The following is a 24505-nucleotide window of genomic DNA, read 5'->3' on the forward strand; positions in this document are numbered from 1 at the left end:
CGGAGGACGGAGGAGCCATCTGACTCAATACGGTTGAACTTCCGGCACGACGCCTTGACTTGACGGCGCGTCAGCCTGTAACCGGCCCTCTCGTCAGCTCGCCCCCGCCCCCGCGGACGGCCCACCGGCCACCGACTCGAACCGCCAGCGGTGCACCGGCCGTCCGATCAGCTCCCCGCCCGGCTCGGGCAGTTCGGGCACAACGGCGTCGAGCGCCGCGTCCCACCAGGTGATGACGAGCACCCGGTCCTCCGGTGCGCGGAAGGTCTCGCGGCGCAGGGGCCGCCCGGCCAGTTCCTGGGCGCGGGCCCAGTCGAGGAGGTCCGCCCCCCGGCCGGGCAGCGCCCGTGCCTCCCACATCAGCGCGACGGTCATGAGTACAGGTTCTCCTCGCCCACCTCGTGCACATGGTCATGTCCCGGTACGTGCGGGTCCGTCACCGGCAGCGAGGAGTCCGCCGACAGGTCCCAGTCGGAGGCGGCCCGGTTGCGGGCGACCATCTCGGCGCCGAGCGCCGCGACCATCGCGCCGTTGTCCGTGCACAGCTTGGGCCGCGGCACCCGCAGCCGGATCCCGGCCGCCTCGCAGCGCTCCCGCGCGAGCGCCCGCAGCCGGGAGTTGGCGGCGACGCCACCGCCGATCATCAGGTGGTCGACGCCCTCGTCCTTGCAGGCCCGTACCGCCTTGCGGGTCAGCACGTCCACCACCGCCTCCTGAAAGGAGGCCGCCACGTCGCGCACCGGCACCTCCTCACCGGCGGCCCGCCTCGCCTCGATCCAGCGCGCCACGGAGGTCTTCAGCCCGGAGAAGGAGAAGTCGTACGCCGGGTCACGCGGCCCGGTCAGCCCGCGCGGGAACGCGATCGCCGCCGGGTCGCCCTCGCGCGCGTACCGGTCGATGACGGGCCCGCCGGGGAAGCCCAGGTCCAGCACCCGGGCGATCTTGTCGAAGGCCTCGCCCGCCGCGTCGTCGATGGTGGCGCCCATCGGCCGCACGTCGGAGGTGATGTCGGAGGACAGCAGCAGCGACGAGTGCCCGCCGCTGACCAGCAGCGCCATCGTCGGCTCGGGCAGCGGGCCGTGCTCCAGCTGGTCGACGCAGATGTGCGACGCGAGGTGGTTGACGCCGTACAGCGGCTTGCCCAGCGCGTACGCGTACGCCTTCGCCGCCGAGACCCCGACCAGCAGCGCACCGGCGAGACCCGGACCGGCGGTCACCGCGATGCCGTCGAGGTCGCGCGCGCTGACCCCGGCGTCCTTCAGGGCCCGTTCGATGGTGGGGACCATCGCCTCCAGGTGGGCGCGGGAGGCGACCTCCGGCACGACGCCGCCGAAGCGGGCGTGCTCGTCGACGCTGGACGCGACCGCGTCGGCCAGCAGGGTGGTGCCGCGCACGACACCGACGCCGGTCTCGTCGCAGGAGGTCTCGATCCCCAGGACCAGGGGTTCGTCAGCCATGGATCTCGGTTCCTTGGTTCTCGGTGCCTTGGTTGTCGGCTCGTCTTGTGGAGTCCGGTATGGCGGCGGCGGGGTCGGTCAGGCGCATGACCAGGGCGTCCACGTTGCCCGGCTGGTAGTACCCGCGCCGGAAGCCGATCGGCTCGAAGCCGAAGCGCTCGTACAGCCGCTGGGCGGACACGTTGTCCACGCGGCACTCGAGCATCACCTCGGCGCACTCGAACGCCGTCCCCGCCCGCAGCAGCCCGGTCAGCAGCCGCGCCCCGAGGCCGGTGCCCCAGCGGTCGCGGGCGACGGCGATGGTCTGCACGTCGGCCAGCTCACCGGCGGCGGCGAGACCGGCGTATCCGACGAGGCGGTCCCCGTCGGTGGCCACCAGGTACCGCCGGGTCGCCCCCGGCCCCCGCGCATGGGCCAGCTCGGACCAGAACATCCCCCGCGACCAGGCGTCCTCCGGGAACAGGTCCCGCTCGAGGGCCAGTACCGGGTCGATGTCCCACCAGCGCATCTCACGCAGTACGGGCGTCGTCCGGTCCTCGGTCACTTGGGGGTGACCACCTTGTAGTTCTTCGGGACCTGGGCGTCGGGCCGCCTCAGGTACAGCGGCCGGGGCGCCGCCAGCTCCTCCCCCGCGGCCAGCTTCTCCGCGGCCAGCCGGGCCAGCGCGGCGGCGGACACGTGCTCGGGCTCGTGCGCCTGCGGGAAGGTGTCGGGGTACAGCAGCGCGCCCGCGCCGACCGCGGGCAGTCCAGCGACCTGTTCGGCGATGTCGGCGGGCCGGTCCACGGCCGGGTCGGTGAGCCGGGTGCGCGAGTCGGTGTAGCGCGCCCAGTACACCTCCTTGCGCCGGGCGTCGGTGGCCACGACGAACGGCCCGGGCAGATCGGCCGCGTACGCCAGGCCGTCCAGCGTGCACAGGCCGTGCACGGGCACCCCGAGCGCCAGCCCGAAGGTGTCTGCGGTCATCAGCCCGACCCGCAGCCCGGTGTACGGGCCGGGTCCGGTTCCTACGACGATCCCGGTGACGTCGTCCAGTCGGCGCCCCGCCTCCCGCAGCACTCGGTCGACGGTGGGCAGCAGCAGCTCACCGTGCCGACGCGCGTCGACCTGACCGGCGGAGGCGATGACGTCCGTGCCGTCGTGCAGGGCGACGGTCACGGCGGGGGTGGCGGTATCCAGAGCGAGCAAGAGCACGCAAACAGCCTACGGCTCCCGCGCCGCCCGCATGGCCGCCCCGGTCGGGGGCGCCCGCACTGCTACGGTCGCCGCAGTCAGAGTGCGGACATAAGACGCAGAGGTGGACGAAGGTGGCAAGCAGCAGCTCGGGGATCGTGGTCGGGCTCACCGCGGCGGCCCTCGGGACGATCGGTTACCTCACCCACCAGGCGGCGACGACCGTGCCCGCCGACCTCGCGCGTCCCCAGGCGGCCGTCTCGGCGGCGGCGCTCGCCTCCAAGGCGCCCCGCGACACCCGCGATCCCGCCGCCCTGCCCGCGCACTCCGGCACCGGCGAGCGGGTCGTGTACTCCCTCGACGACGACCGCGTCTGGCTGGTCACCGCCGACGGCACGGTCCAGCGCACCTTCCGGGTCGCCCCCAGCGCGGTCGACCCGGCGCCGGGCACCTACACCGTCTCCTCCCGCTCGGGCCGCATCACCGGCTCGGACGGCATCCCCGTCGAGCACGTGGTCCGCTTCGCCACGGTGGAGGGGGTGACGGTCGGCTTCAGCGCGGCCGTGGACGGCTCGCCACCGGCCCCCGGCACGACCGCCCGGACGGGCGGCATCCGGGAGACGCGGGCGGACGGGGACGCGATGTGGAGGTTCGCGACGGTGGGGCGGCCGGTGGTGGTGATCCGCTAGGGCCTGCCTGACCGTTCCCGTCGTCGCCCGAAGGGCGGCTCAGCGGCGTCAGGTGCGTGCTCTGGGGGCCCCCTGCCCAAAGAGCTTGGGGGAGTGCCGGGACCCGACCCACGTACTGGACGCACTTCAGGGCTCGGTGCGGCGAGAGGGCGTGCATGGCGGCGCGGAGCAGGCGGGAAGGGTCAGACAGGCCCTAGGCGGCCTGCCGCCGCTCGGGGCGCCGCGGGGCGACCGTGGGCTCCGGGTCGCGTGGTGGGCGTGAGACGGCGTCGGCCGCGGCGCAGGACGCCAGCAGATCGCGCATGGACACGCCGTGGACCCCCGGCACCGCGCGCGGTGCCTCGTCTCGTTCACTGGTCGGCATGGGGCGCCTCCTGAGGTACGGGCGGCTCTAGTTAGGTAAACCTAACCAGCGCTGGCTACCATCTGAACACGCCGCAGCCACCCCGCGCAATAACGTACCGACAACTTGTCGGAAAACGCGGGGTGGCTAGGGGTGACGAGACGAATGCCGAGGTCTAGGCCGTGAGCGCGCCGAGGTCCGCCCGCGTCCACCGCTCCCCGATCCCGGTGAGCGTCATCCGCCGTACCTCGTCGGTGGTGTCCCCGACGGCCCGGTGGATGGTGATGTGCAAGCGTTCCTCGGTCAGCTCCTCGACCTTGCCCTCGCCCCACTCGACCACGATCACCGAGTCCGGCAGGGACACGTCGAGATCGAGGTCCTCCATCTCGTCCAGACCGCCGGAGAGCCGGTAGGCGTCGACATGGACGAGCGGCGGCCCGCCCCCGAGGGACGGATGCACGCGGGCGATCACGAAGGTCGGCGAGGTGACCGCGCCCCGGACGCCGAGCCCCTCACCGAGCCCCCGGGTCAGGGTCGTCTTGCCCGCGCCGAGTTCCCCGCTGAGCATCACGAGGTCACCGGCGCGCAGCAGCCCGGCGAGACGGCGGCCCAGCTCCCGCATCTGCTCGGGGGAGGTGACGACCAGCTCGGTCTCAGCCGGGTTCTCAGCCGGGTTCTCAGCCGGGTTGTACGGTGCTGCTGGTGCTTCCATAGCCACTTACGGTAGCCCCTGCGGGGACCGCGCCCACGCGCGTGAGCAGGTCGGCGAGGCGGTCGGTGACCACCTCGGGGTGCTCCAGCATCACCAGATGCCCGGCGTCCGGCACCAGCACCAGCTCGGCGTCCGGCAGCAGATCGGCGATGGCCTCGCTGTGCTCGCTGGGCGTCACCAGGTCCTGCACACCGGCCAGCACCAGCACCGGTATGTCGGCGAAGTGCACCAGCGCCTCGGTCTTGTCGTGCTCGGTGAACGCCGGGTAGAACTCCGCGACGACATCGATCGGCGTGCCCTCGATCATCCGCTCGGCGAACCGCTCCACGGCCGGATCGATGTCCCGCGCGGCGAAGGAGTACCGCTTGATGATCCCGGCGAACAGATCGGCGGTCGCCCGCCGCCCCTTCTCCACCAGCTCGGCCCGCTGCCCCAGCGCCTTCAGCACCCCCGGCAGCACCCGCCGCACCGCGTTGACCCCGGCGACCGGCAGCCCGAAGTTGACCTCGCCGAGCCGCCCCGACGACGACCCGACCAGCGCGGCCCCGACGACCCGCTCCCGCACCAGCTCGGGGAACTGGGCGGCCAGCGCCATGATGGTCATCCCGCCCATGGAGTGCCCGACCAGCACGATCGGCCCGTCCGGCACGGCCACGTCGAGCACGGCCTTCAGATCCTGGCCGAGCTGGTCGATGCTGACCGGCAGCCCGTCCTGGATCTGCGCCACGCCGCGCCCCGACCGCCCGTGACTGCGCTGGTCCCAGTGCACGGTGCGCACCACCCCCCGCAGCGCCGCGCGCTGGAAGTGCCAGGAGTCCTGGCTCAGGCAGTACCCGTGGCAGAACACCACGGTCACCGGGGCGGGCGCCTTACGGCCGAACAGCCGACGCCTGCGGGGCGCGAGCTGCGCCTCCGGCTCGACGTCGTCGACCTCGAAGTACAGCTCGGTGCCGTCGTCGGCGTACGCCTTGCCGGGCATCCCGCGCAGGGCGCCGTACGGACCGGCCGAGTCCAGCGCGAGCCGTGCCTTCTGCCGCATACCGCGCCCGACGGTCAGCCGCTCGATGGCGACCCCCGCCGCCGCACCCGCCGCGAGCACGCCTATCGCGGTGCCCGCGACCCCGGTCGCCCTGCGCCAGCCCCCGGCGGCGGCCCCCGTGGCGGAGGCGACGGCCGCCGAGGCGGCGTCCGCGACCGCCTCCGCACTGCTCTCGCTCACGTACCGCTCCTCTTCGCCGTACCTGTCCGCCGTGTGTCGTGCTCCTGCGAGTTACCCGTCAGGCTGTTCGTGCACATGCCCCTCGTCCACGTAGACGCGGGGAACGCGTGTTCCGATGCGCGTGACGATCTCATACGCGATGGTCCCGGCGGCCTGCGCCCAGTCCTCGGCGGTGGGCTCACCCCGGTCACCGCTCCCGAAAAGCAGGGCCTCCGCTCCCACCCCCGGCTCGTCCCCGCCCAGGTCGACGACGAACTGGTCCATGGCGATCCGCCCGGCGACGGTCCGCCACTTCCCGCCGACCAGCACCGGCCCGGCCCCGGAGGCGTGCCGCGGAATCCCGTCGGCATACCCCAGCGGGACGAGCCCGAGGGTCGTCTCACCCGCCGTGGTGTAGTGATGCCCGTAACTGACGCCATGACCCGCCGGTACGTGCTTCACCAGCGCCAGCGAGGCCGAGAGGGTCATCACCGGCCGCAGCCCGAAGTCGGCCGGGGTGCCGATCTCGGGGCTGGGCGAGATGCCGTAGATCGCGATCCCGGTCCGCACGAGATCGAAGTGGGCCTCGGGCAGGGTCAGGGTCGCGGGCGAATTGGCGATGTGCCGCACCTCGGGCCGCAGCCCCCGCCGCTCCCCGTACCCGACCATCTCCCGAAAGGCGCCGAGCTGGGCGGCGATGGACGGATGCCCCGGCTCGTCGGCACAGGCGAAGTGGGACCAGAGCCCGGTGACGCGGACGAGCCCGTCACGCTCCGCTTCCACGGCGGCCCCGACCAGCTCCTCCCAGCCGCCCGGCGGGCAGCCGTTGCGCCCGAGCCCGGTGTCGGCCTTGAGCTGCACGCGCGCGGGGCGCCCCACGTCCCGGGCCGCCTCGCTGACCTCCCGCAGGGCCCACATCCCGCTCACGGACACATCGAGATCGGCCTCGATGGCCTCCCGCCAGGGCCCGCCCGGCGTCCACAGCCAGCACATGATCCGCACGTCGTCGGGCAGCCCGCCCTTGGCCCGCAGGACGAGGGCCTCCTCGGGCGTGGCGGTCCCGAGCCACTCAGCCCCCGCGTCGACGGCGGCCCGCGCGACACGCAGCGCACCGTGCCCGTACGCGTCCGACTTCACCACGGCCATCAGCGCGGCCCCGGGCGCCCGCTCCCGCAGGGCGCGCACGTTGGCCCGCAGCGCGGCCAGGTCGATCTCGGCGCGGGCGCGCAGCGGGGCGGTCGGCAGAAGTGCTGTCTCAGTCATCGCGCCCAGTGTCTCAGAGGGCACTGACACGTCGGCCCGGCCGTGGTCACCCTCCGTCACAGACATCCCGCCAGGCCCCGGGAACCGCCTCCGCCACATCGTGCGCCCCCACCGGAGCCCCGTCCGCCGCGAACCTCCCGGCCAGCCCGTGCAGATAGGCCCCCGCACTGCCCGCGTCCAGCGCCGGAAGACCGGCGGCGAGCAGCGACCCCACCAGCCCCGACAGCACGTCCCCGCTCCCGGCGGTGGCCAGCCAGGACGTCCCGGTGGCGTTCACCCGTACGGCCCCACCCCCGGGATCGGCGACGAGGGTGGTCGAGCCCTTGAGCAACACGGTCGCCCGGTACCGCCGGGCCAGCTCCCGCACGGCACCCAGCCGCGCGCCCTCGACCTCCTCCCGGGCGACCCCGAGCAGCGCGGCGGCCTCCCCGGCGTGCGGCGTCATCAGCGTGGGCGCGGTTCGCGCGCGCACCGCGTCGACATCGACGAGCCGCAGCCCGTCGGCGTCGAGCAGCACGGGCACATCGGCCCCGACGACCTCCCCCACGGCGGAGGCGTCATCCCCGGCCCCGGGCCCGACGACCCACGCCTGCACCCGCCCGGCGTGCTTCGGCCCCTGGTCCGACACGAGCGTCTCGGGGAACCGCGAGATCACGGCATCCCCAGCGGGTCCGACGTACCGCACGGCACCGGCGCCCCCACGGAGCGCCCCGGCCACGGCGAGCACGGCGGCACCGGGATATCGGGCGGACCCGGCGGCGATCCCCACCACCCCACGCCGGTACTTGTCACTCTCGACGCCGGGGACGGGCAGCAGCCGGGCGACATCGGCGTGCTGAAGGGCCTGTAGTTCCCCCGCACCTGGCAACTCGAGCCCGATGTCGACGAGCCGCACGACCCCGGCGTACTCCCGCGCGGGATCGACGAGCAGTCCGGGCTTGTACGTCCCGAAGGTCACGGTGAGGTCGGCCCGCACGGCGGCCCCGCGCACCTCCCCACTCTCGACATCGACCCCACTGGGCAGATCAACGGCGACCACGGCACCGCGCCCGCGCGCGGCAGCTTCCGCCAGCCCGACAGCGTCCCCGCGCAGCCCGCCCTTGCCGCCAATACCGACGATCCCGTCCAGCACGAGGTCGGCCCGGGAGATCAGCGACCCGGCGGCTTCGACGGAGGCGAGCCGCCCCCCGGCCCTCCGCAGGGCGGCGAGCCCACCCCCGTGCACCCGCTCGGGATTCAGGGGTACGGCGATCACCCCGGCCCCCCGCCGCGCGAGCCGAGCCCCGGCGTACAGGGCATCACCCCCGTTGTCCCCGCTCCCCACCAGCACCACAACCCGCCGCCCGTACACCCGCCCGAGCAACTCGGCGCAGGCGGCGGCGAGCCCGGCGGCGGCCCGCTGCATCAGGGCCCCTTCCGGAAGCCGCGCCATCAACGCCCGCTCGGCCGCCCTGACGGTCTCCACGCTGTAAGCAGTCCGCATAGCCGAAAGTCTCTCCCGCCTCACGCGTCGACGTACCGATCCCTGCCGCCCCCATTGACGCTTTGCCACCCCATTGCCAAACTCACCGATCCCCACAGGATGAATCGATTCACTCGAATCGGTTCGACGACAGGAGACGGACTCTCATGGGACGCAGAGCCGCACTTCTCGCCGCCACCACAGCAACGGCCCTGCTCACGGCAGCAGGCGCGCTCACCACGGCCCCGACCGCCACGGCAGCCGCCTGCGGCGACGGCACGTACCAGGCGGAGGCAACCCTGAGCGGCAGCACCTGGACGGCCCGCCGCGGCGGCAGCACGGTCTACACGGGCACGGACATGCGAACGGCGGTCCAGTCAGCGATCAACAGCCTCACGGCGAACCGCACGGCAAAGGAACGCGTGGTCGTCCGAGGCTCAGGCTCAATCCCCGCCTCAACCCGCATCAGCCTCCCCTCCTACACCACCCTGGACGTCTGCGGCACGATCAACGTCACGGGCACGGGCTCGGGCGACCAGGCCCCGGTCTACTCCCGAGGCACAAGGGACGTAGAGGTCCAACACCTGAACGTCACGGGCACCCCGCTCTACGGCGTCTTCATGCGCAACGTCCAAAACGTCGTCCTGGGCCACATGGACATGCGCCTCTCGGCGGGCCTGGGCATCCGCATAGACAACAGAGGCGACACCTCGCAGTGGACGCGCAACGTCCGCATAGACAACGCCTACGTCTCGGGCGCGTCCAACCACGCGGTGGAGACATACGGCGTAGACGGCTTGACGATAGGCACGGTAACGGCCCGAAACGTCGGCTACTCGGGCCTCCTCCTCAACCAGACCATCAACGCCACGGTGGGCAAGGTGGACGCGGAGAACGCGGGCACCGGCACGGGCTACGCCGCCTTCCGCATGGCCAACCGCAACGGCAGGGTGGGCAGCAGCTACCCGACGAACATCAGGGTCGGCGAGGTGGTCGCGAGGGGCGGCGGCCGGGGCGTCTTCTGCGTCTCAGAAAGCGGAGGAGCGGTAATCGACCGCATAACCGTCTCCAACACCGGCAACAACGCGATCCTCGTCGAGAACTGCTACAACGTGAACATCGCGGCACAGGGCGGCTCAGTATCGGGCGGCGGCGAAATCCGCCTCGCCGCCCGCTCGGAATTCCCGAACAACGACAACATCACCATCCAGAACCTGACGGTGACGAACTCGGCGATCCGGGAAAGCCCCTGCGGCACGAACACCACGTTCCGCAACAACACCCTGGTGAACAGCACCCAGTCCATCTGCTGACGCCACCGCGGCCACGGGCCCGTCCGCCCGCTCCGCACCCGGCGGCGAGCGGACGGCCCCCCACCTCGCACCCGCCTTAATCCCTCAGCGGGGCATCCTTCACATGGGCGTCGAAGAAGGCGACGATCCGACGACGGGCGTCCTGGGCGGAGGGTTCGTGGTAACGGGTCCCGGAGATCTTGCTCAGCACCGCCGTCAACGGGGTCAGGTCGGACGGCGGATGCCGGTTGAGGAACCCGTGACCGGCATCGGCGTACACCTTGACGTCGTGCTCCACCCCGTTGGCGGTCAGGGCCCTCTCCAGCCGACCGGCGGCGCGGTACCCCATCGGCGACCGGTCCCTGCCCCCGTAACTGGCCACGATCGGACAGGCACCGGCCAGCACCCGCTCGGCGTCCTTCGGGCAGCCCCCGTAGTTGCTGCTGGAGGCCGCGAAGCCCCGCCCGGCCGCCAGCGCCAGGGCATACCCGCCGCCCATGCAGTAGCCGATCACCCCGACCCGCCCGGTGCACGAGTCGTGGTCGGCCAGCCACACGCGGGCCGCCTCGATGTCGTCGAAAGTACGCCCCCGCCGGGCGTCCAGCTCACGGACGATGGTGCGCAGGCACCGCAGCATGCCGCCCCACCAGTACTGATCGGGAGCGGCAGCGAGGTACCCCTCGCCAGCCAGCCAGTCGGCCTGCTCGCGCGTGTCCTGACTCATCCCCCCGAAGTCGTGCAGCACCACGACCCCCGGCCAAGGCCCCTGTCCGGCCGGAACGGCCACGTAGGCGGGCATCGTTCCCCTCGGTGTGGCGATCTCCACCTCGGCCATGGGTTCCTCCCGTCCGTCGCCACCCACCGTAGCCAGGCCGTGTCCGCGCCGCGCGCCACGGAACCGGCGTGCCCGGCCCCGACGAGGAAGCGGGCGGCCTCACGGCAGCCCATCGCACACCCGGCCCCCGCATCACCCCTCCGCGACGACCACCGCCGACGCCACCCCCGCGTCATGGCTCAGGGACACATGCCACGACCGCACCCCCAGCTCCGCCGCCCGAGCGGCCACGGTCCCGCGAACCTTCAGCCGAGGCTGCCCGCTGTCCTCGACGTACACCTCGGCATCGGTCCAGTGCAGCCCCGCGGGGGCCCCCAACGCCTTGGCCAAGGCCTCCTTGGCAGCGAACCGGGCCGCCAGCGAAGCGACCCCCCGCCGCTCCCCACTGGCCAACACCAACTCGCTCTCGACGAACAGCCGCTCCGCCAGCCCCGGCGTCCGCTCCAGGGACGCCCGGAACCGGTCAATCCCAGCAACGTCGATACCGACCCCGATGATGCTCATGGGGAGCACCTTACGGCGGGCCCGCGCAGCCCTGCCTTCCACTGAGGCCTGTCTCAGCGGGGTTCATCCACCGGGGTAAGCAGGACGGCCGGGATCGCCGCCGCGCCGGTCTCGATATCGAGGCAACCCAGGTCAGGAACCCTCTGTCGCCTCGCCGAACAACTCCTCTGCCTCTGCGACGGTGACGGCCCGGACCAGCAGCTCATCGAGGCGGGCGAGGTCGCCACATGCGGTGACGAGGTCCCGTACGGCCTCGGAGACAGGTAGACCGCGGGCTTCCAGCACGCGCAGCACGGCTTCGGCCTTGCCCTTGGCCTTGCCCTTGGCCTCGCCCTTGGCCTCGCCCTTGGCTTCGCCGTCGAGGTAGGTCTCTTCGATGAGGGTGCCCCTGCCGGGGAAGAAGCTGGCGACCATTTTCTGTAGCTCTCTCCATGTGTCCCTGGCCGGAGTGTTCTCCAGGCCGACTTCCAGCAGTTCCGACCAGTAGCTGGCCGTGTCCTTGTTGAACGACCGCATGCCGTGGGCCAACAGATTCAGTATGGCCTCGATGCCCCGGCTCTCACTGTGGACGATGGCGCTGAACGTCGCCAGAGCGGGCTGCCGTGTCACCACCGACTCGTCGGTGATCTCGGGAACGGAGTCCGGACCGAGCACGAACGGGCGCATGACCAAGGTCGGCCAGGAGCCGACGCGGCACTCGAAGGGTCCTGCGGCCCAGGCGGCGGTTCCCCTGTTCCGGCAGACCGCGACGAGCAGGACCGGCAGGCCGAACTTCGCCTGCAAGTAAGCCGCGTAGTACGACCAGTTGACACCCTTGTCCGGAGCTTGCCTGGTCTGCGCCTCGATGGCGAGCAGAAAGGCTTCCCCTTCCGACGGAACGACCTTCAGCACCGAGTCGACACGCCGTTCGAGCGGCTTGACCTCTGTCGCGTCAGGCGTGATCGCCTCGATGTCCGCCTTCGCGGGCGGTGTCAACCCCAACGCCTCGAAGACAGGGGCGAGGACCTCGGGATGATCCTGAAAGATCCGGTGTGAGGTCTCGTGGGTGGATGTGACCATGTGCGCCACCTTGCCGGGCTGTTGCGCCGGAGATCGGATGAATGCCGAGAGGTTCACTCTTTCGAGCGGCGGGGAATCGTTCACGCCGCCGAGGTCAGCTCGCACCACACGTACTTGCCCCGGTTCCCGTCTCTGGCCAGCGGCTGCCACCCCCATACGTCGGCACAGGCCCGCACCAGCGCCAGCCCCCGCCCCTCCTCCGCGTCCCCGAGCCGCTCGAACGAAGCGGGGGGTTCGGGCGGCTCGGGGTCGGCGTCCCACGCCCCGATCCGCAGAACGCCCGCCGCCCAGCGCACCCGCAGGGCGGCGGGCCCCTTCGTGTGCAGTACGGCGTTGGAGACCAGCTCCGTCGCCAACAGCTCGGCCACGTCCACGAAGCGGATCAGGCCATGCATCGTGAGGATGAGACGGAGGGTGCGGCGGCTGACCGTGACCGCGCGGATGTCGTCGGGGATGTAGAGGGTGTACTCCCAGGAGTCGTTTTCGGGCATGCGTCAGCTCCGGTTCGGTGGTGGGGGGCGCGGTGTCATTGCCGCAGCCGTCATGGCAGGACGGAGCGGTGCGCTTCCGCAGTGTGCCAGTTGCGTCACTGACGGTAGACCTGAAAGTTTCGGCGCTGCAAGCCAACCGCGTAATCTGCCCCCGAACGAGTCGCGCCAGCAGGCGCGTTGGAGCAAGGAGCAGCCGATGCCCACGAGGCGGGAACCAACGGCACGACAGTTGCGCCTGGCAGTGGAACTGCGCAGGCTCCGCGAAGCGGCAGGGCTCAGCTCCCGTGAAGCAGCCGCTCTGCTCGGCGTGAGCAACGTCCAGATCAGTCAGATCGAAACGGGTCTCTCAGGAGTGAGCGAACAGCGACTCCGTCGCCTCGCCTCGAACTACTGCTGCACAGACAACGAGTTGATCGACGCCCTCGCAGTCATGGCGAACGATCGGACCAAGGGCTGGTGGGAGGCGTACAAGTGGCAGTTGCCCACATCATTCCTCGACCTGGCCGAACTGGAGCACCACGCCACGTACAGGCGCGACGTGGAGTTCCTCTACATCCCTGGGTTGCTTCAGACGGAGGATTACGCCCGCGCCGCCTTCTCGTCTCGGATTCCCGAACTCCCCGATGAAGACCTAGAGCTGCGCGTCCGCCATCGAATGCAGCGCAGGGTCATCCTTGAAGGACCCACTCCCGTACCGTACGAGGCGGTGATCCACGAGGCGGCCCTACGCATCAAGGTCAGCGATAGCGCCGTCCTGCGTACTCAACTCACCCGCGTCTTGGAGTTTTCCGAGGCAGACCATGTCACCGTACGAGTCATCCCCTTCGACTTGAATGGCTTCGGTGGCACCTGGACGTCCATGATGCTGGCAGGCGGAGCCGTACCCAGGCTGGACACAGCCCTTGGGGACGCACCCCACGGCGCGGACTTCATTGATTCCGAAGCCCAACTCAACGTCCTTAGAACGCTCTTCCGTAGAGTTGAAGCGGTGGCACTCGACCCCGCGCGTTCGCGTGACTTCATGCACGGCCTGGCCAAGGAACTGTGAGGCACACACCATGACCACCCTCGACAACTGGCGGAAGTCCTCCTACTCCGCCGGTGGCGACGGCAACAACTGCATCGAGATAGCGAACTCAACCACCCATGTCGCCGTCCGCGACTCAAAGGCCCCAGCCGACGGCATACTCACCTTCCCGACCGCCGCCTTCACCCCCTTCCTCGACACCCTGAAGTCCCCTCACTCCACCGTCACCGACTTCGCCAGGTTCCGAGGCTGATCCACCTCGTTCCCCCGAGCCGTAGCCAACTCACAGGCGAAGACCTGCAACGGCACGGTCGCGACCAGCGGCTGAAGCAGCGTCGGAGTGACCGGCACCCGCACCAGGTGGTCGGCGTACGGCACCACCGCCTCGTCGCCCTCCTCCGCGACGACGATCGTACGGGCGCCCCGGGCCCGGATCTCCTGGATGTTGGACACGATCTTGTCGTGGAGGACGGACCGCCCTCGGGGGGACGGCACGACCACGACGACCGGCAGGTCCTCCTCGATCAGCGCGATCGGCCCGTGCTTCAACTCGCCCGCCGCGAAGCCCTCGGCGTGCATGTAGGCGAGTTCCTTCAGCTTCAGCGCGCCTTCGAGGGCGACGGGATACCCCACGTGCCGCCCCAGGAACAGCACCGTGTTCTTGGAGGCGAGCGACCGCGCCAGCTCCCGTACCGGCTCCATCGTGCCCAGTACGCGCTCCACCGCCCCCGGCATCTCCGACAGGTCGCGGACGACGTCCCGGATCTCGTCGGCCCACTTGGTCCCCCGGACCTGCCCGAGCCACAGGGCCACCAGATAACAGGCGACGAGCTGCGTCAGGAACGCTTTGGTCGACGCGACCGCGACTTCGGGTCCCGCGTGCGTGTACAGCACCGCATCCGACTCACGCGGAATCGTCGAACCGTTGGTGTTGCAGATGGCCAGCACCTTGGAGCCCTGCTCGCGCGCGTGCCGTAGGGCCATCAGCGTGTCCATGGTCTCCCCCGACTGGGAGATGGCGATGACGAGGCTCTGCGGGTCCAGGATCGGATCGCGGTACCGGAACTCCGACGCCAGCTCCACCTCGCACGGAAGCCGCGTCCAGTGCTCGATGGCGTACTTGGCGATCAACCCGGCGTGAAAGGCCGTACCGCACGCCACGATCACCACCTTGTCGATCTCCCGCAGCACGGTCGCCGGAATCCGCACCTCGTCCAGCGTCAGCGACCCCGAGCCGTCGATACGGCCCAGCAGCGTGTCCGCGACCGCCTTCGGCTGCTCGGCGATCTCCTTGAGCATGAAGTAGTCGTGGCCGCCCTTCTCGGCGGCGGATGCGTCCCAGTCGACGTGGTAGGAGCGGCAGTCCGCGGGGCGTCCGTCGAAGCCCGTGACCGTCACCCCGTCCCGCCGCAGCTCGACGACCTGGTCCTGCCCCAGTTCGATGGCGTCCCGGGTGTGCGCGATGAACGCGGCCACGTCCGACGCCAGAAATGACTCCCCCTCCCCCACCCCGACCACCAACGGCGAGTTCCGCCGCGCCCCCACCACCACGTCCGGCTCGTCGGCGTGCACGGCGACCAGCGTGAACGCGCCCTCCAGCCGTCGGCACACCAGCCGCATCGCCTCCGCGAGGTCGGCGCACGACGAGAACTCCTCGGCGAGCAGGTGGGAGACGACCTCCGTGTCCGTCTCGGAGGCCAGCTCATGCCCCCGCTCCGTCAGCTCGGCCCGCAGCGCGGCGAAGTTCTCGATGATGCCGTTGTGCACGACGGCCACCCGACCCGCGTTGTCCAGATGCGGATGCGCGTTCGCGTCGGTGGGGCCGCCGTGCGTGGCCCAGCGGGTGTGGCCGATGCCCGTGGTCCCCGTCGGCAACGGCCACTCCGTCAGCTGCTTCTCCAGGTTGACCAGCTTCCCGGCGCGCTTGGCCGCCGCCAGTCCGCCGTCGGCGAGCACGGCGATGCCCGCCGAGTCGTACCCCCGGTACTCCAGCCGCTTCAGCCCGGCCACCACGACCTCAAGCGCCGACTGCGACCCCACGTATCCCACGATTCCGCACATGTGCGGCACCCTACGTCCGAATCTCCGTCCGAACCGGCCTCTGCCTGCCCGAAATCGGAAATTCCCACGGTCGTAGGAACGCCGCTACGGCGAAATCAGCTCCGCGCTGGTTCCCGCTCCACCGGGAGCCACAGCTCCGCCTCCGCCTCCTTTCCGTCCGGCGACAACCGGGTGCGCAGGATCTCCGGGCCGGGGCGGCTGCGGTACGGGTTCGACGGGAACCACTGCGTGAACACGTCCCGCCACAGGTACTGGATCGCCTCCGGTGCCGGTCCCGAGGTGGTGAAGACGGCCCAGGAGCCTGCCGGGACGGGCAGTGCGACGACGCCTTCGGGGACGGAGTCGGCGGCCGTGACGACCACCCCGTGGTAGTAGTCCAGCTCCGTGCCTTCGGCGCGGCTCGGGTCCAGGTCGTCACAGACGGCGACCATGCCCTGGGGGTCCTGGTCCGCCAACCCCTCCAGCTCCGCGACCACTTGCCGGTCGATCCCCCGGACGAAGTCGATGATCGCCTGGTTGGGGCCCACATGGACCAGGGGGACCCGGGCCTTCATCCCTACGATGGTGAAGTCCGACCTGTCCACGACGCGGTACCGCATGCTGCTGCTCCCTTCGATGGTGAGGCGGAAGGTGAGCCGGGCCTGCGACACGAGCGGGCTCCCGTCGCGCCGGGCCGCACCGGGCCCGACGCCGTGCATGGCGCGGAACGCCCGGGCGAACGCCTCGCCCGAGCCGTAGCCGTAGCGCACCGCGATCTCCAGCAGCGTCCCCCGCCCGCCCAGCACCTCGGCCCCCGCGACGGTCAGCCGCCGACGCCGGACGTATTCCGACAGCGGCATGCCCGCCAGGGCCGAGAACAGCCTGCGCAGGTGGTACTCGGAGGTGGCCGCCACCCGGGCGAGTTCGACCACGTCGAGGGGCTGCTCAAGATGGCGTTCGATGTGCTCCATGCACTGGTTGAGCCGGTCCAGCACCCCGGTCCCCTTCCTCTTCCGTGCTCCCCACGCTAGGGAACGGGCACCGGTGCGGACCCGACATCCCGTGCCCGATCCGATCGGGTCCGGGAGCCCTCAGACCTCACGTCTTCGCGCGGTACACCCTCATCGCCACCGGATAGAAGACCACGGCGATCCCCGCCGCCCACACCAGCGACCACGTCACCGGCTCCGCCACCGGCCCGCCGAGCAGCAACCCACGGAAGGCGTCGGACAGATGGGTGACGGGATTGACGTCGCTCCAGGCCTGGAGCCACCCCGGCATGGTGTCCACGCGCACGAAGGCGCTGCTGGTGAAGGTGATCGGAAAGATCAGCGTGAAGGCGAACGCCTGCACTTTCTCCGCGTCCCCGGCCAGCATCCCGATGAGCACGGCGCACCAGGACACGGCCGCGGCGAAGACCACCACGAGCACGACGCCGAGCAGGAATCCGGTGGAACCGCCGGTGATCCGGAAGCCGAGCAGCAGGCCGAGGCCGAGCATCAGCAGCATCGCCCATACGTGCTTGGCGAGGTCCGCGGTGATCCGTCCGATGAGCGGGGCGGAGCGGGCTATGGGCAGGCTGCGCAGGCGGTCGAAGACGCCCTTGGTGAGGTCGGTGTTCAGCGCCATGGCCGTGTACATGGTCATGAACAGGGTGTTCTGGACGATGATCCCGGGGAGCGCGTACTTCAGGTACGCCTCGGGAGATCCGGCCATCTGTCCGCCGAGTACGTAGGTGAAGAGGAACACGAACATGATCGGCGTGATGCTGTAGTCCACCAGTTCCAGCGGGTTGTGCTTGACGGCCACCAGACTCCGCCAGGCCATGGTGAACGTCTGCTGGAGACCGGCGAGCGGCGGTACGCGGCCCGACTTGGTGAGGGGGGCCGTGAGGGTGGTGGCGGTCATGGCCGCATCACCGCTTTCCGCAGCTCGTTATCGTCCTCCCGGACGGCCGCGCCGCCGTCCCCCTCCGGTGCGCCCGGTTCCGCGCGGTGGCCGGTCAGGGCCAGGAACACCTCGTCCAGCGAGGACCGCCGCAGCGCCAGCTCCCCCACCGCGATCCCCTCGCGGTCGAGCGCGCGCACGACGGCGGGCATCAGCTCGGGGTCCTTCACCGGCGCGGTGACCGCCTCCCCCTCGATCTGGGCCTGCGGCCCGGCGGCCTCCCGCACCAGCCGGTGCACCCGGTCGAGGTTCCCCGCCAGCACCGGCCGCAGTTCCAGCACCTGCCCGCCGACCTGCGACTTCAGCCGATCGGGCGTGCCCTCCGCGATGACCCGCCCCTTGTCGATCACGACGATCTCGTCCGCGAGCACATCGGCCTCGTTCAGATACTGCGTGGTCAGCAGCGCCGTCGCGCCCTCCGCCACCAGCCCCCGCAGCATGTCCCACAGCTCACCGCGGCTGTGCGGATCGAGCCCGGTGGTGGGCTCGTCGAGGAAGAGGATGCTGGGCCGCCCGACGAGGGAGGCGGCGAGGTCGAGCCGCCTGCGCATGCCGCCGGAGAAGGTCTTCACGGCCCGCCCGGCCGCCTCCGTCAGCTGGAACCGCTCCAGCAGCTCGGCCGCCCGCCCCTTGGCGTCCCGTCGGGAGAGCCCGAGCAACCGCCCGATGAGCAGGAGGTTCTCCGTCCCGGTGAGGTTCTCGTCGACGGCCGCGTACTGCCCGGTCAGGCCCACCATCGCCCGTACGACCCCGGCGTCCCGCACCACGTCGTGCCCGGCCACCCGGGCCCGTCCCCCGTCCGGCCGCAGCAGCGTGGCGAAGATCCGCACGGCCGTCGTCTTGCCCGCCCCGTTGGGCCCCAGCAACCCCAGCACCGTGCCCTTGCGGGCCCCCAGATCGACCCCGGCCAGCGCCTCGGTCTCCTTGAACCGCTTGACGAGGCCTTCCGCCTCGATCGCATACGTCGTCATGGGTCACCCCTCGGGGTTCGTGGACCCCGGCCTGGGCCCACCCTTCCCACAACTGTGACGCACGCCACTGACATTCCCCCTTTGTCCGCGTTCGTCCACGATGGGGGCGAGTGACGGACGCCACCCCGCCGTCCGTTCGTACTGCCGTAACAATGGACTGTGATCTCTCCGGTCTCCTCGATGCCCCGGAGCGCCCACCGGCCCAGGCCGGAGGCGACTCCCTACGTCGACCTCACCCGGGCGGAATGGAGCGCGCTGCGCGACAAGACGCCGTTGCCGCTCTCCGCCGAGGAGGTGGAGAAGCTGCGTGGTCTCGGGGACGTCATCGACCTCGACGAGGTGCGGGACATCTACCTCCCGCTGTCACGGCTGCTCAACCTCTACGTCGGCGCCACCGACGGCCTGCGCGGTGCGCTGAACACCTTCCTCGGTGAGCAGGGCTCCCAGTCCGGGACGCCGTTCGTGATAGGGGTCGCCGGGTCGGTCGCCGTGGGCAAGTCCACCGTCGCCCGGCTGCTCCAGGCGCTGCTGTCGCGGTGGCCCGAGCACCCGCGCGTCGAGCTGGTGACGACGGACGGGTTCCTGCTGCCCACCAGGGAACTCCAGGCCCGCGGCCTGATGTCGCGGAAGGGTTTCCCCGAGTCCTACGACCGCCGGGCGCTGACGCGCTTCGTCGCCGACATCAAGGCCGGGAAGGCGGAGGTCAGCGCCCCCGTCTACTCGCACCTCATCTACGACATCGTCCCGGGCGAGAAGCTCGTCGTCCGGCGGCCGGACATCCTGATCGTCGAGGGGCTGAACGTCCTCCAGCCCGCCCTGCCCGGCAAGGACGGCCGCACCCGGGTCGGCCTCGCCGACTACTTCGACTTCAGCGTGTACGTCGACGCCCGTACCGAGGACATCGAGCGCTGGTACCTCAACCGCTTCCGCAAGCTGCGCGAGACCGCCTTCCAGAACCCGTCCTCGTACTTCCGCAAGTACACCCAGGTGTCGGAGGAGGAGGCGCTGGACTACGCCCGTACCACCTGGCGGACCATCAACAAGCCGAACCTCGTGGAGAACGTGGCCCCGACCCGCGGCCGGGCCACCCTCGTGGTGCGCAAGGGCCCGGACCACAAGGTGCAACGGCTCAGTCTGCGCAAGCTGTGACGGCTACGCTGCCGCCATGCTGCATCTGCGTCTGATCGTCCCCGCGGAGAAGACCGACGACGTGGTGCGCCTGATCGACGGCACGGTGGGGACCGCCCATGTCGTCGTGATGCCCGGAGTGGCCCGGGAACCGGCCGGGGACGTCGTCACCTGCGACGTCGCCCGGGAGGCCGGGGACGAACTCCTCAACGGCCTCCAGCGGCTCGGCATCGAGGAGTGCGGTTCCATCGCCGTGGACAACATCGACCTGTTGCTGTCCGAGCGTGCCGTCCGCGCCGAGAAGGACGCCCCGGGCGAGCCCGCGGACGCGGTGCTGTGGGAGCACCTGGTCGAGGAGACCCACGAGGAGTCGACGCTCTCGGTCACCTATCTGTCGTTCATCACGCTCGCCACCATGATCGCGGCCTGCGGTGTCGTCCTGGACAACGCGATCCTGATCGTGGGCGCGATGGCGGTCGGCCCGGAGTTCGGTCCGCTGACCGGTATCTCCACGTCGGTGGTGCAGCGGCGGCCCCGTCTCGCGCTGCGCTCGCTGATCGCCCTGCTGGTGGGCTTCGCCCTGGCGATGGCGGTGACGGTGGTCTTCAGCCTGCTGATGGACGCCGGGGGGCTGTTCACCGAGGCGGGGCTGGAGGGCGAGCGGCCACAGACGGGTTTCGTGTACGCCCCGGACGCCTTCTCGTTCGTCGTGGCGGTCCTGGCCGGGATCGCGGGCACGCTCTCCCTGACCTCGGCCAAGTCGGGCGCCCTGGTGGGCGTGGCCATCTCGGTGACCACGATCCCGGCCGCCGCCAACGCGGCCGTCGCCCTCAGCTACGGCGACATGGCCCAGACGGCCGGTTCCAGCAAGCAACTGCTGCTCAACCTGTTCGGCATCACCGTCGCGGGCACGACGACGCTGCTGCTCCAGAAGTGGCTGTGGGCCAAGCAGCGTCGCCGTATGCACGTCCCGGTCACCGGGCGGTCGGGCCGTCCGTGACACCGGGCGGCCCTACGCACCTCAGGGGCGCGGGCACCTATCCGAGCGCCGACTTCACCGCGTCCGCCAACCGCCCCGCCACCGACCGGGCCTGATCGATGTCCGCCGCCTCGACCATCACCCGCACCAGCGGCTCGGTCCCCGACGGGCGCAGCAGGACGCGGCCCGTGGAGCCCAGTTCCCGTTCCGCCTCGGTGATCGCCGCGACCAGGTCCGCGGAGGTGCCGACGCGTGCCTTGTCCACGTCCGGGACGTTGATGAGTACCTGCGGGAGCCGCTCCATCACGGAGGCCAGTTCCCGCAGCGGGCGACCGCTCTGGGCCACCCGCGCGGCCAGCAGCAGGCCGGTGAGGGTGCCGTCGCCGGTGGTGGCGTGGTCGAGGACGATGACGTGGCCGGACTGCTCGCCGCCGAGGGCGTAGTCCCGCTCCTTCATCTCCTCCAGGACGTAGCGGTCGCCGACCGCGGTCTGCACGAGGTGGATGCCCTCGCGTTCCATGGCGAGCTTGAAGCCGAGGTTGGACATGACGGTCGCGACGACGGTGCCGGAGCGCAGTGCGGAACGTTCCCGCATCGCCAGCGCGAGCACGGCGAGGATCTGGTCGCCGTCGACCTCCTCGCCGGTGTGGTCCACAGCCAGGCAGCGGTCGGCGTCGCCGTCGTGGGCGATGCCGAGGTCCGCGCCGTGGGCGAGGACGGCGGCCTTGAGCTGGCCGAGGTGGGTGGAGCCGCAGCCGTCGTTGATGTTGAGGCCGTCGGGTTCGGCGCCGATGGTGACGACCTCGGCCCCGGCGCGGGCGAAGGCCCGCGGGGAGACCTTCGCGGCGGCGCCGTGCGCCTCGTCGAGGACGATCTTCAGGCCGTCGAGCCGGTTGGGGAGGACGCCGAGCAGGTGCTCGACGTACTGGTCCGCGCCCTCCTCGTGGTCCCGCACCCGGCCGACCCCGGCACCGGTGGGCCGCGACCAGGGCTCACCGTGGCGATGGCCCTCGTACACGGCCTCGATACGGTCCTCCAGTTCGTCGGCGAGCTTGTGCCCGCCGCGGGCGAAGAACTTGATGCCGTTGTCCGGCATGGCGTTGTGGCTGGCGGAGAGCATCACGCCGAGGTCGGCGCCGAGCGCGGCGGTCAGATGCGCCACGGCCGGGGTCGGCAGCACGCCGACCCGCAGGACGTCCACGCCCGCGCTGGCCAGGCCCGCCACGACGGCGGCCTCCAGGAACTCCCCGGACGCACGCGGGTCCCGCCCGACCACCGCCGTCGGCCGGTGGCCCGCGAAGGTGCCCGCCTCGGCCAGTACGTGTGCCGCCGCGACGGAGAGACCGAGGGCCATCTCGGCCGTCAGATCCGCGTTGGCGACGCCGCGCACGCCGTCCGTGCCGAAGAGTCGTCCCACTTGTCCTCCTGAGGAAGCATCAGTTCCGGCAGCCGCCGCCCGCTGCGGCCCGCATATGCGTGCGGGGGCTCCCGTGGCCGGACCGCGAAGGTCCCGCCATCCCATCACACCAGCCCATCACACAAGCCTTTGAGCGTCTTGTGCCGTTATACGCCCGCTGGCCGTGATACACGAACGCCCCGACAGCACGAGGCGTGCCGCCGGGGCGTTCGGAGTACGTGCAGACCCGCAGATTAACGCTTGCTGTACTGCGGAGCCTTACGGGCCTTCTTCAGACCGGCCTTCTTGCGCTCGACCGCACGGTCGTCGCGGCGCAGGAAGCCCGCCTTCTTCAGCGGACCGCGGTTGTTGTCGACGTCGGCCTCGTTCAGCGCGCGGGCCACGCCCAGGCGCAGGGCGCCCGCCTGGCCCGAGACACCGCCACCGGCGATGCGGGCGACGACGTCGTAGCGGCCTTCCAGCTCGAGCACCTTGAAGGGCTCGTTGACCTCCTGCTGGTGCACCTTGTTGGGGAAGTAGTCCTCAAGGGTGCGGCCGTTGATCTTCCACTTGCCGGTGCCCGGGACGATCCGGACGCGGGCGATGGCGTTCTTGCGGCGGCCCAGGCCCGCGGCGGGCTGGGGCTCGCCGAAGCGGGAGGCCATGGACTCCGAGGTGTACTCGCCCTCGACGGGGACCTCGGACTCGGTGGTGTAGCTGTCGATGTCAAGCTCTTCGAGCGGCTGCTCGGCAGTGGTCTCGGCCACGATTCTCCTCAGATTCTCTTCAGTCTTAGGGGGTGGCCGGACTTACTGCGCGACCTGGGTGATCTCGAACGGCTGCGGCTGCTGCGCGCCGTGCGGGTGCTGGTCACCCTTGTAGACCTTCAGCTTCGAGAGCATCTGACGGCCCAGCGTGTTCTTGGGGAGCATGCCCTTGACGGCCTTCTCGATAGCCTTCTCGGGGTTCTTCTCGAGGAGCTCGTCGTAGCGGACGGAGCGCAGACCACCCGGGTAGCCGGAGTGGCGGTACGCCATCTTCTGGGTCCGCTTGTTGCCGGACAGGTGCACCTTGTCGGCGTTGATGATGATGACGAAGTCACCGGTGTCGACGTGGGGCGCGTAGATCGGCTTGTGCTTGCCCCGCAGAAGGGACGCGGCGGTGGAGGCGAGACGACCCAGGACGATGTCCTGAGCGTCGATGACGTGCCACTGGCGCGTCACATCGCCGGGCTTGGGGCTGTACGTACGCACGGTTCGTAGCCTTCGCTTCGAGTGAATGGTCCTGACAAGGTCACCGAAACGATCACGACAGCCTTGGCCACGGCGGCGACGCATACCGCGTGCGTGGAATCGCTGGTCATCGGCCCGGTGGACCGGTGTAAGGGCCCGTCCCGTGAGAATGAGCAAGCCAATACACAACGAACCAGCAGGATACCGGGGGCGCGCGGACGGGTCAAAACGAGCGATCGGCGGACACCCGCGGCTACCGCCACCGGACCTTCGGACACGGAGGGTGACGAACCCCCTCCGGGCACCCTAACCCCAGGGCTCCCAGGCTTGGTTGGCACGGCTCGGCCCGCCGCGCGGCCCGTCTAAGATGCGGCCCATGAGCTTTGGGCAGGGGGGACCTCAGTCGCAGTGGGATCCCTGGACACCGCACTCCCAGCAGCAGCAGCCGTGGAACAGCGGCGGCAGCCAGACGCCGGACTGGGCCGCGCTGGCCGAGGCGTCCGAGGCGCGCAACAAACGGCGCCGGCTGCTGCTGATCGGCGGGGGCGCGCTCGCCACCGTCGCGATCGGGGCCGCCGTCGCGGTGGCCGTCGTATCGGCGAACGGCGACGACACGGCCAAGGAGCCGTCCTCCCAGCTGCCCGCCACCGCGGACCTGCCCAGCAGCCCGGCCGCGCCGTCGTTCGAGCCGACCTCCGCGCCGCCGCCGCTGGACCCGAAGGACTTCATCGCCAGCAAGGCCAAGGACAAGGCGCCGCTCAGCCCGCAGACGCTGTTCCCGGGCACCCAGCTGACCATGGGCGACACGGTCTACAAGAAGGGCCCCACGGCCGACACGACGACCTGCTCCTCGGCCGCGCAGGCCACCCTGCCGAAGGTGCTGGAAGCCAATGACTGCACGCGGCTGATCCGGGTCACGTACACCAGGGACGGCGTCGCGGTCACCGTCGGCGTGGCCGTCTTCGACACCGAGGCCCAGGCCACCAGGGCCAAGAAGCAGGCCGACACCAAGAGCATCGTCCGCCCGCTGTCCGGCGGCGGCGTGCAGGCCTTCTGCACCGGCGCCGTCTGCCGCTCCACGACCAATTCCTACGGCCGCTACGCCTACTTCACCCTCGCCGGTTTCACCAACGGCAAGGACGTCACCACCAAGGACAACGCCGTCTTCTCGACCGGCGACGACCTGGCCGAGTTCACCTTCCGCCAGATCCGGCGGCGGGGCGAGGCGCAGGCGTCGGCGGCGGCGAACGAGTAGCTCCCCCTCGCGCCCCCGCGCCGCCCCACCACCCGATACGGCGGCCCCCTCC

27 protein-coding genes are annotated in these 24505 nt (G+C 70.9%); 7 read left to right on the forward strand and 20 right to left on the reverse strand.

The features are described from left to right. Nucleotides 1-93 precede the first annotated feature (93 nt). Genes ACFVQG_RS34745 through tsaB form a run of 4 tightly spaced genes read right to left on the reverse strand, consistent with a single transcriptional unit; the run spans nt 94 to nt 2651 of the window. Nucleotides 94-375: a hypothetical protein gene (locus tag ACFVQG_RS34745; protein WP_383391499.1), complete on the reverse strand. Its 282-nt coding sequence runs from the start codon at nt 373-375 to the stop codon at nt 94-96. Then, on the reverse strand, nt 372-1457 hold the full coding sequence (tsaD, locus tag ACFVQG_RS34750) for a tRNA (adenosine(37)-N6)-threonylcarbamoyltransferase complex transferase subunit TsaD (protein ID WP_383391502.1): 1086 nt from the start codon (nt 1455-1457) through the stop codon (nt 372-374). The genes ACFVQG_RS34745 and tsaD overlap by 4 nt, the downstream gene beginning before the upstream one ends. Further along, the gene (gene rimI / locus ACFVQG_RS34755; RefSeq protein ID WP_383391776.1) at nt 1450-1965 is read right to left on the reverse strand and encodes a ribosomal protein S18-alanine N-acetyltransferase; all 516 of its coding nucleotides are present in this window, start codon (nt 1963-1965) and stop codon (nt 1450-1452) included. The genes tsaD and rimI overlap by 8 nt, the downstream gene beginning before the upstream one ends. A gap of 32 nt (nt 1966-1997) precedes the next feature. Next, on the reverse strand, nt 1998-2651 hold the full coding sequence (tsaB, locus tag ACFVQG_RS34760; RefSeq protein WP_383391504.1) for a tRNA (adenosine(37)-N6)-threonylcarbamoyltransferase complex dimerization subunit type 1 TsaB: 654 nt from the start codon (nt 2649-2651) through the stop codon (nt 1998-2000). Nucleotides 2652-2764: 113 nt separating this feature from the next. Here tsaB and ACFVQG_RS34765 point away from each other — a divergent pair, with 113 nt between their 5' ends. Next, nucleotides 2765-3319, forward strand: coding sequence for a hypothetical protein (locus ACFVQG_RS34765; RefSeq protein WP_383391506.1), 555 nt, complete (start codon nt 2765-2767; stop codon nt 3317-3319). A gap of 193 nt (nt 3320-3512) precedes the next feature. On the opposite strand, the gene ACFVQG_RS34770 is transcribed toward ACFVQG_RS34765, so the two are convergent. From ACFVQG_RS34770 to ACFVQG_RS34790, 5 genes are all read right to left on the reverse strand, one after another. Continuing rightward, nucleotides 3513-3683: a hypothetical protein gene (locus tag ACFVQG_RS34770; RefSeq protein WP_383391508.1), complete on the reverse strand. Its 171-nt coding sequence runs from the start codon at nt 3681-3683 to the stop codon at nt 3513-3515. A 154-nt stretch (nt 3684-3837) separates the two neighbouring features. Further along, nucleotides 3838-4374 (reverse strand): tRNA (adenosine(37)-N6)-threonylcarbamoyltransferase complex ATPase subunit type 1 TsaE, encoded by a 537-nt coding sequence (gene tsaE, locus ACFVQG_RS34775; protein ID WP_383391510.1) that lies wholly within the window; start codon nt 4372-4374, stop codon nt 3838-3840. After that, nucleotides 4340-5593: an alpha/beta fold hydrolase gene (locus ACFVQG_RS34780; protein ID WP_383391513.1), complete on the reverse strand. Its 1254-nt coding sequence runs from the start codon at nt 5591-5593 to the stop codon at nt 4340-4342. Before ACFVQG_RS34780 ends, tsaE begins: the two co-directional genes overlap by 35 nt. 51 nt (nt 5594-5644) lie before the next feature. After that, complete coding sequence (gene alr, locus ACFVQG_RS34785; RefSeq protein WP_383391515.1) at nt 5645-6835, reverse strand: alanine racemase; 1191 nt, start codon at nt 6833-6835, stop codon at nt 5645-5647. Between the two features lie 46 nt (nt 6836-6881). After that, on the reverse strand, nt 6882-8318 hold the full coding sequence (locus ACFVQG_RS34790; protein WP_383391518.1) for an NAD(P)H-hydrate dehydratase: 1437 nt from the start codon (nt 8316-8318) through the stop codon (nt 6882-6884). A gap of 146 nt (nt 8319-8464) precedes the next feature. On the opposite strand from ACFVQG_RS34790, the gene ACFVQG_RS34795 reads away from it, so the two are divergent. Continuing rightward, nucleotides 8465-9610: a hypothetical protein gene (locus ACFVQG_RS34795; RefSeq protein ID WP_383391520.1), complete on the forward strand. Its 1146-nt coding sequence runs from the start codon at nt 8465-8467 to the stop codon at nt 9608-9610. Nucleotides 9611-9686: 76 nt separating this feature from the next. Here ACFVQG_RS34795 and ACFVQG_RS34800 read toward each other — a convergent pair whose 3' ends face one another. The 4 genes from ACFVQG_RS34800 to ACFVQG_RS34815 all read right to left on the reverse strand — a co-directional run bounded on the left by ACFVQG_RS34800 (nt 9687) and on the right by ACFVQG_RS34815 (nt 12478). Then, on the reverse strand, nt 9687-10424 hold the full coding sequence (locus ACFVQG_RS34800) for a dienelactone hydrolase family protein (RefSeq protein ID WP_383391522.1): 738 nt from the start codon (nt 10422-10424) through the stop codon (nt 9687-9689). Between the two features lie 132 nt (nt 10425-10556). Then, the gene (locus ACFVQG_RS34805; RefSeq protein WP_383391524.1) at nt 10557-10928 is read right to left on the reverse strand and encodes a holo-ACP synthase; all 372 of its coding nucleotides are present in this window, start codon (nt 10926-10928) and stop codon (nt 10557-10559) included. Between the two features lie 132 nt (nt 10929-11060). Further along, nucleotides 11061-12071: a hypothetical protein gene (locus ACFVQG_RS34810; RefSeq protein WP_383391526.1), complete on the reverse strand. Its 1011-nt coding sequence runs from the start codon at nt 12069-12071 to the stop codon at nt 11061-11063. Further along, nucleotides 12068-12478 carry an ATP-binding protein gene (locus ACFVQG_RS34815; protein WP_383391529.1) on the reverse strand — a complete coding sequence of 137 codons (411 nt, stop codon included), beginning with the start codon at nt 12476-12478 and terminating at the stop codon, nt 12068-12070. Before ACFVQG_RS34815 ends, ACFVQG_RS34810 begins: the two co-directional genes overlap by 4 nt. 196 nt (nt 12479-12674) lie before the next feature. On the opposite strand from ACFVQG_RS34815, the gene ACFVQG_RS34820 reads away from it, so the two are divergent. Both ACFVQG_RS34820 and ACFVQG_RS34825 read left to right on the forward strand, forming a co-directional pair. Next, nucleotides 12675-13526, forward strand: coding sequence for a helix-turn-helix domain-containing protein (locus ACFVQG_RS34820; RefSeq protein ID WP_383391531.1), 852 nt, complete (start codon nt 12675-12677; stop codon nt 13524-13526). 10 nt (nt 13527-13536) lie between these two features. Next, on the forward strand, nt 13537-13758 hold the full coding sequence (locus ACFVQG_RS34825) for a DUF397 domain-containing protein (protein ID WP_383391533.1): 222 nt from the start codon (nt 13537-13539) through the stop codon (nt 13756-13758). Here the strand turns inward: ACFVQG_RS34825 and glmS are convergent. The 4 genes from glmS to ACFVQG_RS34845 form a co-directional block, all read right to left on the reverse strand. Beyond that, nucleotides 13719-15566: a glutamine--fructose-6-phosphate transaminase (isomerizing) gene (gene glmS / locus ACFVQG_RS34830; protein ID WP_383391535.1), complete on the reverse strand. Its 1848-nt coding sequence runs from the start codon at nt 15564-15566 to the stop codon at nt 13719-13721. The two genes, ACFVQG_RS34825 and glmS, sit on opposite strands and share 40 nt — an antisense overlap. Before the next feature lie 95 nt (nt 15567-15661). Further along, nucleotides 15662-16540, reverse strand: coding sequence for a GyrI-like domain-containing protein (locus ACFVQG_RS34835; RefSeq protein ID WP_383391538.1), 879 nt, complete (start codon nt 16538-16540; stop codon nt 15662-15664). Between the two features lie 103 nt (nt 16541-16643). Continuing rightward, nucleotides 16644-17453, reverse strand: coding sequence for an ABC transporter permease (locus ACFVQG_RS34840; RefSeq protein WP_383391540.1), 810 nt, complete (start codon nt 17451-17453; stop codon nt 16644-16646). Next, nucleotides 17450-18463: an ATP-binding cassette domain-containing protein gene (locus ACFVQG_RS34845; protein WP_383391543.1), complete on the reverse strand. Its 1014-nt coding sequence runs from the start codon at nt 18461-18463 to the stop codon at nt 17450-17452. Before ACFVQG_RS34845 ends, ACFVQG_RS34840 begins: the two co-directional genes overlap by 4 nt. Nucleotides 18464-18643: 180 nt before the next feature. Between ACFVQG_RS34845 and coaA the strand changes: the two genes are divergently transcribed. Together coaA and ACFVQG_RS34855 are read left to right on the forward strand one after the other, a co-directional pair. Next, the gene (gene coaA / locus ACFVQG_RS34850; RefSeq protein ID WP_383391545.1) at nt 18644-19612 is read left to right on the forward strand and encodes a type I pantothenate kinase; all 969 of its coding nucleotides are present in this window, start codon (nt 18644-18646) and stop codon (nt 19610-19612) included. A 16-nt stretch (nt 19613-19628) separates the two neighbouring features. Continuing rightward, entirely contained in the window at nt 19629-20591 is a 963-nt protein-coding gene (locus tag ACFVQG_RS34855; protein ID WP_383391548.1) for a DUF389 domain-containing protein, read from the forward strand. Between the two features lie 37 nt (nt 20592-20628). On the opposite strand, the gene glmM is transcribed toward ACFVQG_RS34855, so the two are convergent. From glmM to rplM, 3 genes are all read right to left on the reverse strand, one after another. Beyond that, the gene (glmM, locus tag ACFVQG_RS34860) at nt 20629-21987 is read right to left on the reverse strand and encodes a phosphoglucosamine mutase (RefSeq protein WP_383391550.1); all 1359 of its coding nucleotides are present in this window, start codon (nt 21985-21987) and stop codon (nt 20629-20631) included. Nucleotides 21988-22220: 233 nt separating this feature from the next. Beyond that, complete coding sequence (gene rpsI / locus ACFVQG_RS34865) at nt 22221-22733, reverse strand: 30S ribosomal protein S9 (protein ID WP_031118774.1); 513 nt, start codon at nt 22731-22733, stop codon at nt 22221-22223. A 42-nt stretch (nt 22734-22775) separates the two neighbouring features. Beyond that, nucleotides 22776-23219 carry a 50S ribosomal protein L13 gene (gene rplM / locus ACFVQG_RS34870; RefSeq protein ID WP_383391552.1) on the reverse strand — a complete coding sequence of 148 codons (444 nt, stop codon included), beginning with the start codon at nt 23217-23219 and terminating at the stop codon, nt 22776-22778. A gap of 355 nt (nt 23220-23574) precedes the next feature. On the opposite strand from rplM, the gene ACFVQG_RS34875 reads away from it, so the two are divergent. Then, on the forward strand, nt 23575-24453 hold the full coding sequence (locus ACFVQG_RS34875) for a hypothetical protein (protein ID WP_383391553.1): 879 nt from the start codon (nt 23575-23577) through the stop codon (nt 24451-24453). Nucleotides 24454-24505 lie beyond the last annotated feature (52 nt).

The organism is Streptomyces sp. NPDC057877 (genome assembly GCF_042796855.1).
Classification (GTDB): Bacteria; Actinomycetota; Actinomycetes; order Streptomycetales; family Streptomycetaceae; genus Streptomyces.